Source organism: Bacteroides sp. AF20-13LB (assembly GCF_003603065.1).
In the GTDB taxonomy this organism is placed as follows: domain Bacteria; phylum Bacteroidota; class Bacteroidia; order Bacteroidales; family Bacteroidaceae; genus Bacteroides; species Bacteroides uniformis.
Map to the genome: position 1 here is coordinate 178,647 of NZ_QTMH01000008.1, position 13,238 is coordinate 191,884.

Here is a 13,238-nt window from a genome sequence, read left to right on the forward strand (position 1 = left end):
CCCTTGAGATAATTATTGTCCCAAGGGCTTATTTTTTTACTGTAAGAGTCTATTTTATAAGTCTTTTTCCTATCTTTGTACGCAAATTTAAAAGAGATACATGAAGTTTTCAGAACTACATTTAAATGGCAATGTACTGGAGGCACTGGATGCCATGCGCTTTGAAGAGTGCACCCCCATACAAGAAAAATCAATTCCCGTCATACTCGAAGGTCGAGATTTAATAGCAGTGGCACAAACCGGAACGGGAAAAACAGCCGCATATTTGTTGCCTATATTGAACAAGCTTTCAGAGGGCGGACACCCTGCCGATGCCATCAATTGCATTGTCATGGCTCCTACCCGCGAGTTGGCGCAACAGATAGACCAACAGATGGAAGGTTTCTCTTATTTCATGCCGGTTTCCAGCGTGGCCGTGTATGGCGGTAATGACGGAATACTATTCGAGCAGCAGAAAAGAGGGTTGACACTGGGTGCTGATGTCGTTATTGCTACCCCGGGGCGTTTGATAGCCCATCTTAGCCTTGGTTATGTAGATCTTTCCCGTGTCTCTTATTTTATTTTGGATGAAGCAGACCGGATGCTGGATATGGGATTCTATGATGACATTATGCAGATTGTCAAGTTTCTCCCTAAAGAGCGGCAGACCATTATGTTCTCTGCTACCATGCCTGCCAAGATACAACAGTTGGCTGGCAACATTCTGAACAATCCCGCCGAAGTGAAGTTGGCGGTTTCCAAACCAGCGGAAAAGATTGTGCAGGCAGCCTATGTCTGCTACGAGAATCAGAAGCTGGGCATCATCCGTAGCCTCTTTGCAGAGGAGACGCCGGAACGCGTCATCATCTTTGCTTCTTCCAAACTGAAAGTGAAGGAAGTGACCAAAGCCTTGAAGCAGATGAAACTGAACGTTGGTGAAATGCACTCCGATTTAGAGCAGGCACAGCGCGAAGAAGTGATGTACGAATTCAAGGCAGGACGTATCAATATCCTGGTAGCTACAGATATCGTTGCGAGAGGTATTGATATCGATGACATCCGTCTGGTGATAAACTATGACGTTCCCCACGACAGTGAAGATTATGTGCACCGTATCGGACGTACGGCGCGTGCCAATAATGACGGCGTAGCCATCACTTTCGTTTCCGAAAAGGAGCAGGGGAACTTTAAGAATATCGAAAAATTCCTGGATAGGGACATCTATAAAATACCGGTTCCCGAGGAGCTGGGCGAAGCCCCCGAATACAAGCCGAGAGCATTTGACGGAGGAAGACGGGGCGGCCGTGGAAACGGACGTAAGCCAGGAGGAAACAAGAACGGCCGTAACAACAGTAAAGGTGGAAAGCCCAGAGCCAAACGTCCACAGAATGGCGGCGAGAAGAAATAAACATTGTGGTGAAGAAAAGAAATAGAAAAAGCGAGGATGTAAATTAAACTGTGTCAGCAAGGAATAAAGTATTAACTTTGCTAACACAGTTTTTTTTATGAAAGAAGAATTTGATTTCGAGAGTATCAAGAACAAGGCCATTGAACAGCTGAAAGCCGGCAAGCCTTTGTTGGGTAAGGACGGCGCCTTTGCCCCACTATTGGAAAGTATATTGAATGCAGCCCTGGAAGGAGAGATGGATGCACATTTGACAGAAGAAGAACGCCAGATGGGTAACCGTCGTAACGGAAAGATGCAAAAGCAGGTTCAGACTCCCTTGGGCGAAGTAACCGTTTCCACTCCCCGTGACCGTAATTCGAGTTTTGATCCCCAGTTTATCAAGAAGCGTGAGACTATTCTGGCAGAAGGTGTTGCTGACCGTATAATTGGCTTGTATGCAATGGGAAACAGCACAAGGGAAATCAGTGACTGGATGGAAGAAAATCTTGGGAATCGTGTTTCGGCCGACACAATCAGTTCCATCACAGACCGTGTACTTCCGGAGATAAAAGCATGGAAATCACGGATGCTTGATTCTGTTTATCCTATAGTCTGGATGGATGCCATTCATTACAAAGTAACGGATGAACGTGGCTGCGCGGTAACCCGTGCAATCTATAATGTACTGAGCATTGACAGGGAGGGACACAAGGAGTTACTTGGAATGTATATATCAAGGAATGAGGGAGCAAACTTCTGGCTCAGCGTGTTGACAGACCTTCAGAACCGTGGAGTTGAGGATATTCTCATTGCCTGTATAGACGGTCTGAAGGGGTTTCCTGAAGCCATTCAAAGCGTTTATCCTAATACAGCCGTACAGCTTTGTGTAGTACATCAGATACGTAACTCCATCAAGTATGTAGGATCCAAGAATCAGAAGGAGTTCTTAAGGGATTTGAAATGTGTCTATCAGGCAGTCAATAAGGAATCCGCAGAAAATGAGCTCCTCAAGCTGGATGAAAAATGGGGTGAACAGTATCCTGTCGTTATCAGATCCTGGCAGGACAACTGGGATAAGCTGTCCGAATACTTCCAGTATACTCCGGTCATCCGTAAGCTTATCTATACCACAAATACCGTTGAGGGGTATCACCGTCAGATCCGCAAGGTAACAAAAAACAAGGGCGTGTTCCCATCGGATACAGCCCTTGAGAAACTTGTTTATCTTGCATACCGCAATATACGTAAGAAATGGACCATGCCACTGGCCAATTGGGCTACCATCTCGCAACAACTGGCTATAAAGTTTGGAAACCGGTTTAAATTATTGTAATTTTACGCTCGTCGGGACGGGTGGTCCCGCCCCTTGGCGCGGGCCGTTCCCCGACCGATGAGTTTTCTAGAGATAAATAATGCGTGACACAGTTTATTTTACACTACCGAAAAAGCGGATTTATTCCGCTTTTTCTATGTTCATTGTATTGTCAAAACCAATAATCATATTTACCAAATTGTATACGGAACTTTCGGGTATGCCGAGGGTTGCCTGATAATGGTACCCCTTACTATCCACACCCATGAAATTCATATCGGCAAGAATGGCCTGGTCCAGCATTTCGGCAGGGAATATATCCGCAAACATCTTTTTAGTGATGTCCTGGCCATAAAGCATCTTCTTCCCTTCGTATACACAGATGTGGATTACATTATCATAATACACATTGTCCACACTGATTCCATTTTCAGAATAGGAAGTCTTGAAAACCTTCATCTTTGAAGGGTTGATATATACATATCCCCTATATCTTGTATTCTTGTATGTTACGATACTGTCTTTCTTTATCACTTCCGGAGTAGTAGAAATGACCTCCACTTCTCGACTGGTGAAAACCAAAGAATCTTCCGCATTCTCTGATTTATGCAGTTTAATTACTTCGTCGGCCAGCGAGTGGAACCAGAAGCTGTATTCCGTTTGACGGTCTATCTTATAGGCCACCGGTTCATTGCTGTATATGTAGATTGTATCGTGAACAACCTTGAAAGGTACGGGAGCGCTTTGCGGGTTGGCATAATATACCGTATCCCCTTCGATGCGCATCAACGGCATTTCTGTTTCATCGTTCACCCAGATGCCTTGTAACAGTTGTTTTGCAATGAGGTCTTCCTTTACGGAAACCTCTCCTGTTTGTCTGTTGCTGCATGAGGCCAATGAGACAACAAGTACAATGAGAATCGCACTTCCTTTTATTGTCATAACGTCCCTATTTATTTCTTTTCTTTTTTCTGCAACTTTATTTTCCGATGCAATGATATGTGAAACCTTGTTCTTCCATATCTTTCTTGTCATAAATGTTACGTCCGTCCAATACCAACGGCTGCTCCATAGTTTTCTTGATGACTGCCCATGAAGGCAGGCGGAATTCTTTCCATTCGGTCACCAGCATCAGTGCATCTGCATCCAGCGCAGCATCATACATATCTGTCGCATAATAAATACTTTCTCCTATGCGGCGTCGGCATTCGTTCATGGCAGCCGGGTCGTAGGCACGTACTTTACAACCGGCCTTCAGCAACTCGTCAATCAATACCAGAGCCGGGGCTTCACGCATGTCATCTGTTTCGGGTTTAAAGGCCAGCCCCCAAATGGCAATGGTCTTTCCCTCCAAATCATTATTGAAATGCTTCTGCAACTTTTCGAATAAGATACTCTTCTGTTTCTCGTTCACCTCCTCTACTGCATGGAGTACACGCATCTTGTAGCCGCTCAGTTCAGCCGTTTTAATCAGTGCCTTTACATCCTTAGGGAAGCATGAACCGCCGTAACCTATCCCCGGATAGAGGAACTTGCGTCCGATACGGGTATCCGAACCGATACCACTGCGCACCATGTTTACATCCGCTCCCACCAATTCGCACAAATTGGCAATGTCGTTCATGAAGCTGATGCGGGTGGCAAGCATGGAGTTAGCTGCATACTTTGTCATTTCTGCAGAAGGGATGTCCATAAAGATGACACGGAAGTTGTTCAGCAGGAATGGTTTGTAGAGCTTGCTCATTATCTTCTTGGCTCGTTCGGACTCTACTCCCACCACTACACGGTCGGGACTCATAAAATCGTTGATAGCATTACCTTCTTTCAGAAACTCGGGATTCGAAGCGACATCGAAGTCAATGTTCATCCCTCTCTTATCAAGTTCTTCTTGAATGGTAGCCCGCACTTTTCTGGCAGTACCTACGGGAACGGTACTTTTGGTTACCACCAACACATATTTCTGCATATTGCGTCCAATGGTGCGGGCAACTTCCAGCACATAGCTCAAGTCGGCACTTCCATCCTCATCGGGTGGTGTACCTACGGCACTGAATACCACTTCCACCTCATTCAGACAACTCTCCAGAGACGTGGTGAATTGTAGGCGTCCTGCTTTCACATTCCGGCTAACCATTTCTTCCAGTCCATTTTCATAGATAGGAATAACACCCTTTTTCAGTGACTCTATCTTTTCACTGTTCGTGTCTACGCAAATAACGTTGACACCGATTTCCGCAAAGCAGGTTCCGGTTACCAAACCGACGTATCCTGTACCGACAATGGCTATTTTCATATTTTATTCATAATAGACCGCATCCTTGAACGATACGGCATGTCCGTCTTTATCTGATAATAGAAGCTGTTCCGTAGCAACGGGCCATTCAATACCGATGGTTTCGTCGTCAAAACGGATGGATGCCTCGGATTGTGGTGCGTATACGTTGTCTACCTTGTATGTAAAGACAGCTTCATCGCTCAGCACCAGAAAACCGTGGGCAAAACCACGCGGAATGAAGAATTGTCTTTTGTTCTCCTCACTTAGCTCCACACTGACATACTTTCCGAAAGTGGGAGAAGATTTTCTTAAGTCGACAGCCACGTCCAGCACTTTTCCCTTAATGACACGTACCAGTTTGGCCTGGCTGCAATCACCCTTCTGGTAATGAAGACCACGTAATACACCGAAAGAGGATTTGGACTCATTGTCCTGGATGAAGTGAACGTTTCCGACATGTGCACGGAACTCTTCTTCCTTAAATGCTTCCATAAAGTATCCGCGGGCATCATGGAATACTTTCGGCTCAATCAGCCATACGCCGTCAATCTCTGTTTGTATGTAGTTCATTTTCTTAAAATGTTTTATGTACTTTCAGTTGGAATCCAAAATTGTCTCCATATATCTCTCCCATATCCAATGCAAGGGACGCGTTGAAGCACCAGCCCTTCCATTTACGGGGAATATAGTAAAACGATGCAAAAGTAGAAAAATTTTCTAATATATCGGGTATTGGACGATGAGGAGTTCCCCAAGTTCTGTTGTGGGACAATTTTGCCACATATCTCCACTCACTGCTGATGTCGCCGCTCCATCCCAGATGCAGGGCCTTAACGCGATTGTACTTGAAACTCATATCGCCATCCTTATTATAGATAGGCGATGCTATCAACGGATTGGCTATCGCCATACCCCAATGTGCCCATCCTGGGTAGTAACCGTTGTTGTAGTAGTTGTCGGCTCCTCCGGTCTTACCTACTACAGAATTTTGCAAACCGTGCAGTGGACCGCTCATATTGGTAGTCTGGAGATATTCGATAACGATTTCGTTGATGGCTTGTCTATGGTTGGATTTATATTCCACACCCCATAAGCCATCCCAACCGTTGAGTTTGGCCATGGCGGAGAAGTCATCAAAATGATTGTCCAGATAGGCGCTGATGGAGAAATCTTCCTTAGGACGATAAGTCATTTTGATATATTCGCTACCCAGAAAATTGCCTTGGAAAGCCAGATGTTCACCTACCGGTCCGTCCTCACGCCCGTGGCCGGGGAAGAATACGCGTACGTAATCCTTCCATCCGTTGCCCAAGTCTCCCGATTCGGAACCTCCAATCTTGTATCCTCCGAATTGGGTGTCGAGGGTCATTCCGAGTTCCAGTTGCCATTTTCCTTTGGGTATACCGATACGCAGGAACCCTTCTTTATGATGGTATTTGATACTCTTGGTGTACCAGTATTTTTCTCCGACTTGCTCCCGCTGGTATTTGTTATCTGTAAACCATCCGTACGAGATTTCTCCTTTCAGGCCTAAACGGGGTAGCAACTGTACATACTCGGGTATGCCTATCTGTACTTGTGGGATGGGACGCGCATTACCCGACCAGGTCATGCCGCCACTGCTCAGCTCTTGATTCAGCAATGGAGAATTCTGTTCCCGGCTTCCGGCAAAGAATCCAAACCACTTGTAACGGATGTCTACGTAAGCCTGCTGTACAATGAAGGAGGTCGTGCTGAATCCGGCTGCTGCAACCAAATCCAGTGCTTCTTCAAACTTCCATTTTCCAAGTTGGTGTTTGTAGGATATTCCTCCACGTATGTAAGTATTGTTGTCGAGCGAAGTGAGTCCTTGCTGGTTGCTGACCTGCCAAAGAGGAGTATTGTCACCGGTATGCAGGGCTGCTCCATATTCTACGAATGAGGACAGCTGCTGTGCCAGCATCGTGTTCTTTCCTATGAACAAGAAAACCATCAGACAGAAAATAATACGCATAATAGTCTTTTGTTAAGTGTTTAGGTTTGTATACTCTTGCGAGGGCAATTGTCTTTCTATTCTTGACGAGTATAGTTAAACGGTACAAAAGTAGAAATTTTTCCGGTAAAAATTCCTTCTCTTGCCAAAAAACCTTTTTCAAATACATTTTCAATGTGCAATGTTCATAATTTGTTGATAAGAAAAATGCTCTGAAACTAGCGTATATCCGATATTTCCGCTACTTTTGTAGCATGATTGAATTAGCACAGCACATAGAAGTATTGTTATTGGAGAACGATTGTGTCATTGTTCCCGGTTTGGGAGGATTTGTAGCTCATTATACTCCGGCAATGAGAGTAGCGGAAGAGAATGTTTTTCTGCCCCCTACCCGTATTATCGGTTTCAATCCTCAACTGAAGATGAATGACGGCTTACTTGTACAATCCTATATGGCTGTCTATGATACTGATTTTTCTGATGCTACGCGGATTGTAGAAAAAGAAGTGGCGCATATATTCACTGCTCTCCATGAAGAAGGTAAGGTGGATTTGCCCAACATTGGCGAATTGCGTTACTCCATTCATGGTATTTATGACTTTGTTCCCTATGACCACAAGATAACCACTCCTTACTTATATGGGTTGGATAGTTTTGAAATGCAGGAACTGGCGGAACTGAAGAAACCGTACATGGAAAAGACCATCCGTTATTCTGTTCCAGTTGTGCCGGAAGACAAAAAGCGAAGGTTTGAGATTAAATTCAACCGTTCCTATTTGTCGAATGCGGTTGCCATGATTGCAGTGGTTGCCTTGTTTTTCTTTTTGTCTACACCGATAGAGAATACGGAAGTGGTTGAAGGAAATTATGCGCAATTACTTCCGAATGAACTTTTTGAGATGATAGAAAAGGAATCCCTTGCCATTAATCCGATTGTTGTTAGCCGGAAGGCCGACACTCCGAAAGCGTCGGCTCAAAAAAACACGGGGCAGAAGGCAAAGAAAAAGGTGGTTCCGGTTGCCGTAAGAGAGGTTAAGGTGGGCCAAGCTAACGCGCAGAATGCTCCGGTTGTTTCTCAGCCTAAGCAGCAGGCGGCAGAAGTGTCCTCTTCAACATCTGTAACAACAAAGAGTGAAATTCAAAAGACCACAGCAGGGACTGTCGCCCCGTCACTTGTCTCTGCACAGAAATACCACGTCATCATTGCCAGTGTAGGTACTGAGAAGGATGCCGAAGCAATGGCAAAGCAACTGATTGAAAAAGGTTACCCTCATGCAAAAGCAATTGTTGGAGATGGTAAAATGCGTGTCAGCATTGAGTCTTGTGGCACAGAAACAGAAGCATATCAGGCATTGAACAGAGTTCGCCAGAATGAAACGTATAAGAACGCTTGGGTATTAAAGAAGTAGAAAGTAATCTACCCTTGCTTTATTTTTTAATTCTTTAATTTTTAACTATCATGAAGCGTATCCGTTGTCCCAAATGTGAGAATTACTTAACATTCGATGAAACCAAGTATACCGAAGGCCAATCACTGGTCTTTGTATGTGACCAGTGTAAGAAGCAGTTCAGTATCCGTTTAGGTAAATCAAAGATGAAAGCCCCTCAAAAGGAAGAACGTCCGGATGAAGCGGAGTTTAAAGAGGCTTTTGGCAGCATCACGGTCATTGAGAACGTGTTTGGTTTTAAGCAGGTACTTCCATTGCAAGAAGGTGACAATATCATAGGCCGGCGTTGCGTGGGGAATGTTATCGATGTGCCGATTGAGACTTCGGATATGAGTATGGACCGGCGTCACTGTATCATTAATGTAAAGCGTAATAAGCAGGGAGTGTTGATTTATACCTTACGCGATGCTCCCAGCCTGACGGGAACTTTCCTTAATAATGAAATTTTGGGTGACAAAGACCGTATTCGCATTGAGGATGGAGCCATTGTAACTATTGGTGCCACTACTTTTATATTGCGGGCAGCAGAGCAGGAAAGCCTTTAGACAAAAAAGAAAACTGTGACTTAATTATTTCCCATCAAATGTGGTATAAATAAAGCAGACCGTATAAAAACTCCTTTTGTACGGTCTGCTTGTTTAAAATCATAGGAATTAAAGAATACCTTTTACTGTTTCCTGCATGCCTTTTTCTTGGATGGATTTTAAGAAGCAGGTAATCATGTCTGTCAATCCTGGAACGGTATTCAAGTCTCCGTGTTCCCCCCAGATAAGGTCTTTGGCTGCCAATACGCCTTCTGCCACTTTGCGGGTATCCCCCGTTGCCCAAAGGTCTTTCAATAACTGCATGATTTCGGGAGCATCATTCGGGATGATTTCTGTGCCGTCTGCGCGGGTACCTCCTTTGTAGTACGTGATGATGGCAGCCAGTCCCAATACCAGACCTTTCGGCAGTTCTCCTTTACGTTTCAAGTAGGTTTTCAGGCCAGGAAGGTCACGGGTTTGGTATTTAGGGAAAGAGTTCAGCATAATACTGGTTACGGCATGGTCAACAAACGGATTGTTGAAGCGCTCCAATACATCTTCTGCAAACTTTTTCAATTCGTTTTTCGGCAGGTTCAACGTTTCCATCAGCTCGTCAAACATCACTTTATGGATGTATTGTCCGATTATAGGATGCTGGCAGGCATCGCGTACAATATTTACCTCCGACAGATAGGCTACTGGAGACAATACGGTATGAGGTCCATTCAGCAAGGTTACTTTTCTTTCGTGGTAAGGTTCTTCAGAAGGAACAAACAATACATTCAGTCCGGCTTTGTCGGCAGGGAATTCTTCGGCGACTTCTTGCGGAGCCTCGATGACCCATAAATGGAAAATTTCAGCCTGCACTACCAGATTGTCATCGTACTGTATCTTTTCTTTTATAGCGGCAATGTCTTTGCGGGGGAATCCTGGAACGATACGGTCCACCAGTGTTGCATACACACCGCAGGCTTCCTCAAACCAAGCTCTGAACTCATCACCCAATTGCCATAATTCAATGTATTGATAGATTGTCTCCTTCAACTTGTGGCCATTCAGGAAGATGAGTTCGCAAGGGAAGATAATCAGTCCTTTGCTCTTGTCGCCGTTGAATGTCTTGAAGCGGTGATACAACAGCTGTGTCAGTTTGCCCGGATAAGAAGACGCCGGTGTATCTGTCAGCTTACAAGCAGGGTCAAAGGCTATACCTGCTTCCGTCGTGTTGGAAATGACAAAACGCATTTCCGGTTGTTCGGCCAATTTCATGAACTCATCGTTTTGAGTATAGGGGTTTAAGGCACGGCTGATTACATCTATCATAGTCAGACTGTTGATGGTTTCTCCTTTATCCAGACCTTGCAGATTTACATGATAAAGGTCATCCTGGGCATTCAGCATGTCAACCATACCTTTATCGATGGGTTGGACTACTACCACATTGCTGTTAAAATCGGTCTTTTGATTCATGTTATAAATAATCCAATCCACAAATGCGCGAAGGAAATTACCTTCGCCAAACTGGATAATGCGTTCCGGGCGTTGTGCTTTGGGAGCAGTTTCTTTGTTTAATGCTTTCATTTAAAAAATGATTTAAATGGTTGATATGTAATTTTTTGATTATTCAAACTCAAAGTAAAAGTCTATGTTTTCCTTCATCAATATGTCGATGGGCATGTATTTCACTGCAGTGACCGGTCTTTTAAATACCACGTGGTTGCATAAAGTCTTCACGCCACAATAGCCTTGCAGGCCTGGGCGTTGACCGATGAGAAAGGTTACTTCACCGGTTTTCAGGAACTCTGTATTTTTGTGTAAAAGGTCATATCCCACAAGTCCTGCCAGCTTCTGCCCCTTTTCGTGCAGATAATTTGCCACCTGATAAACACGGGAATTAAAAACAGCTCCCAGTACGGCTTGGGGATGTTCTTTAAAAAAAGCATCCAACATCCGTCTGTTGCCGTCAGTATCTTCCTTGTGCAACACAATGTCATGGATAATCAAATCCTTATGTTCCTCGGAAAGGTATTGCATGAACCCCTCGAGGCGGCGTTGCATCTGGATTTCTGCCGGATTGTTTTTCTGATTGTTCAGGAATAACACAAGCTCCTGCCCTTTTTCATAGCTACGCATCAGAATCTTGGCAGCGATGTATCCGCTGGTTTTGGAATCTTGTCCGATATAACACAAGGCATGCGTCTGTTCAATATTGAAGTCTATGAATGCATAGGGAATATCCGCTTCCTCCAAATAAGCAGTGAGTTTTATGGTCTCCTCTCGGAAATTCGGGGCAACAAGTACGGCGTCGGCATTTTCCTCCCGGAGCACAGCACATGCTTCTTTATAGGAGGATTTGTCCGCATGCCGATAGTACAGATAGCTAACTCCAACATTGAACGGCCGTAATTCTTGTGCGGCACGGTCAATTCCCGCTGCTACAGCATACCAATAATCATGTTCTATATAATAAGGTATAATGCAGACAATATGATAGTGCTTTTTAGCCGCCAGCCCGATGGCAAACATATTGGGATGATAATCTATCTCGTCGAGTACTTTCTGGACTTTTTCCCTACTGGAAACGGATACGTCTCCGCGGTTGTGCAGTACGCGGTCTACAGTGCCGGCAGAGACGCCGGACATGCGTGCTATGTCTTTAATGGTATAGTTCTTGTTTTCCATCTTGAGGTATGCTGCCTAAGGCAGTAAAGGTGAGACGTCTGAAGCTTAAATATTATAAATATTCGCCGCAAAGATACGAATTATTTTGTTTCTCCAAGTAAAATTTCTACTTTTGTGTTCGATAACGGTTAATAAAACTAAAAACAATTATACGACCTATTAGCTTTACAATCAATACTATATAGGTGTAATAAATAGAAAGTAATATTTTTAGATACTTAAAACACAAGAAGATGAAAAACTTTATGGACGGAAATTTTCTGTTGCAAACGGAAACATCACAGAAGTTGTACCACGAGCATGCGGCTAAAATGCCGATTATCGACTATCATTGTCACTTGATTCCTCAAATGGTGGCGGAAGACTATCAATTTAAGTCACTGACTGAGATTTGGTTGGGAGGTGACCACTACAAGTGGCGTGCCATGCGTACCAATGGTGTGGACGAACGTTTCTGTACCGGTAAGGATACTACAGATTGGGAAAAGTTTGAGAAGTGGGCCGAAACGGTACCTTATACTTTCCGTAATCCGTTGTATCACTGGACCCACCTTGAATTGAAGACCGCTTTTGGAATCGATAAAATTCTCAATCCTCATACGGCCCGTGAAATTTATGATGAATGTAATGAGAAGCTGAAACAGCCTGAATATTCCGCCCGTGGCATGATGCGCCGTTATCATGTGGAAGTGGTTTGTACTACAGATGATCCTATTGATTCCTTGGAATACCATATCAAGACACGTGAGAGCGGCTTTGAAATCAAGATGTTGCCTACTTGGCGTCCGGATAAGGCAATGGCGGTGGAAGTTCCTGCCGATTTTCGCGCATATGTAGAAAAGTTGGCCGAAGTGAGCGATGTGGCTATTTCCTGCTTTGACGATATGGTTGCTGCCTTGCGTAAGCGTCACGATTTTTTCGCGAAACAAGGATGTAAACTGTCTGACCACGGAATTGAAGAATTCTATGCCGAGGATTATACAGGAGCGGAAGTTAAGGCTATCTTTAACAAGGTATATGGCGGTACTGGATTGACGAAGGAGGAAATTCTGAAATTCAAGTCGGCCATGCTGGTTGTGTTCGGCGAAATGGATTGGGAGAAAGGTTGGACACAACAGTTCCATTATGGTGCTATTCGCAACAACAATAGTAAGATGTTCAAACTGTTAGGTCCTGATACCGGTTTTGATTCCATTGGCGAATTTACTACAGCAAAAGCTATGGCTAAATTTCTCGACCGCTTAAACTCCAATGGTAAGCTGACCAAGACTATTCTTTATAATTTGAATCCATGCGCCAACGAAGTCATTGCTACTATGCTGGGTAACTTCCAGGATGGTACGGTTGCCGGTAAGATTCAATTCGGTTCCGGTTGGTGGTTCCTTGACCAGAAGGATGGTATGGAAAAGCAGATGAATGCCCTTTCTGTACTGGGCTTATTGAGCCGATTTGTTGGTATGCTGACCGATTCCCGTTCCTTCCTCTCCTATCCGCGCCATGAATATTTCCGCCGTACATTGTGTAATCTTGTAGGCCGTGATGTAGAAAATGGTGAAATTCCTATTTCCGAGATGGAACGCGTAAACCAGATGATTGAAGATATCAGCTATTATAACGCTAAGAATTTCTTCCAATTCTAAAAAGCAATAGTAAGCTATAAGT

At 44.3% G+C, this 13,238-nt stretch carries 11 protein-coding genes; 5 read left to right on the forward strand and 6 right to left on the reverse strand.

Annotation, left to right across the window (positions count from 1 at the left end; translation table 11 throughout):
- Positions 1-100: 100 nt before the first annotated feature.
- Both DWX62_RS11140 and DWX62_RS11145 read left to right on the forward strand, forming a co-directional pair.
- On the forward strand, positions 101-1,387 hold the full coding sequence (locus DWX62_RS11140; protein ID WP_120172834.1) for a DEAD/DEAH box helicase: 1,287 nt from the start codon (positions 101-103) through the stop codon (positions 1,385-1,387).
- 97 nt (positions 1,388-1,484) lie between these two features.
- A complete protein-coding gene (locus DWX62_RS11145) occupies positions 1,485-2,699 on the forward strand; it encodes an IS256 family transposase (RefSeq protein ID WP_005837038.1) in 1,215 nt (404 codons plus the stop codon).
- 120 nt (positions 2,700-2,819) lie between these two features.
- Here the strand turns inward: DWX62_RS11145 and DWX62_RS11150 are convergent, their stop codons facing one another.
- The 4 genes from DWX62_RS11150 to DWX62_RS11165 are packed head-to-tail and all read right to left on the reverse strand — an operon-like array spanning position 2,820 to position 6,946.
- The gene (locus tag DWX62_RS11150; RefSeq protein WP_005837141.1) at positions 2,820-3,620 is read right to left on the reverse strand and encodes a DUF4738 domain-containing protein; all 801 of its coding nucleotides are present in this window, start codon (positions 3,618-3,620) and stop codon (positions 2,820-2,822) included.
- A 37-nt stretch (positions 3,621-3,657) separates the two neighbouring features.
- Positions 3,658-4,971, reverse strand: a complete 1,314-nt coding sequence (locus tag DWX62_RS11155) for a UDP-glucose/GDP-mannose dehydrogenase family protein (protein WP_005825480.1) — start codon at positions 4,969-4,971, stop codon at positions 3,658-3,660.
- A gap of 3 nt (positions 4,972-4,974) precedes the next feature.
- On the reverse strand, positions 4,975-5,523 hold the full coding sequence (rfbC, locus tag DWX62_RS11160; protein ID WP_005825481.1) for a dTDP-4-dehydrorhamnose 3,5-epimerase: 549 nt from the start codon (positions 5,521-5,523) through the stop codon (positions 4,975-4,977).
- Positions 5,524-5,527: 4 nt separating this feature from the next.
- Positions 5,528-6,946: a capsule assembly Wzi family protein gene (locus tag DWX62_RS11165; RefSeq protein ID WP_005825482.1), complete on the reverse strand. Its 1,419-nt coding sequence runs from the start codon at positions 6,944-6,946 to the stop codon at positions 5,528-5,530.
- A gap of 233 nt (positions 6,947-7,179) precedes the next feature.
- Between DWX62_RS11165 and DWX62_RS11170 the strand changes: the two genes are divergently transcribed.
- The gene (locus DWX62_RS11170; protein WP_005825483.1) at positions 7,180-8,334 is read left to right on the forward strand and encodes an SPOR domain-containing protein; all 1,155 of its coding nucleotides are present in this window, start codon (positions 7,180-7,182) and stop codon (positions 8,332-8,334) included.
- 50 nt (positions 8,335-8,384) lie between these two features.
- The gene (locus tag DWX62_RS11175; protein WP_005825486.1) at positions 8,385-8,918 is read left to right on the forward strand and encodes an FHA domain-containing protein; all 534 of its coding nucleotides are present in this window, start codon (positions 8,385-8,387) and stop codon (positions 8,916-8,918) included.
- Positions 8,919-9,026: 108 nt separating this feature from the next.
- On the opposite strand, the gene DWX62_RS11180 is transcribed toward DWX62_RS11175, so the two are convergent.
- On the reverse strand, positions 9,027-10,475 hold the full coding sequence (locus DWX62_RS11180) for a tagaturonate reductase (RefSeq protein WP_005825488.1): 1,449 nt from the start codon (positions 10,473-10,475) through the stop codon (positions 9,027-9,029).
- Between the two features lie 39 nt (positions 10,476-10,514).
- Positions 10,515-11,576, reverse strand: coding sequence for a substrate-binding domain-containing protein (locus DWX62_RS11185; protein ID WP_035448524.1), 1,062 nt, complete (start codon positions 11,574-11,576; stop codon positions 10,515-10,517).
- Between the two features lie 233 nt (positions 11,577-11,809).
- On the opposite strand from DWX62_RS11185, the gene uxaC reads away from it, so the two are divergent.
- The gene (gene uxaC / locus DWX62_RS11190; RefSeq protein WP_008664581.1) at positions 11,810-13,216 is read left to right on the forward strand and encodes a glucuronate isomerase; all 1,407 of its coding nucleotides are present in this window, start codon (positions 11,810-11,812) and stop codon (positions 13,214-13,216) included.
- The last annotated feature ends 22 nt before the right edge of the window (positions 13,217-13,238 follow it).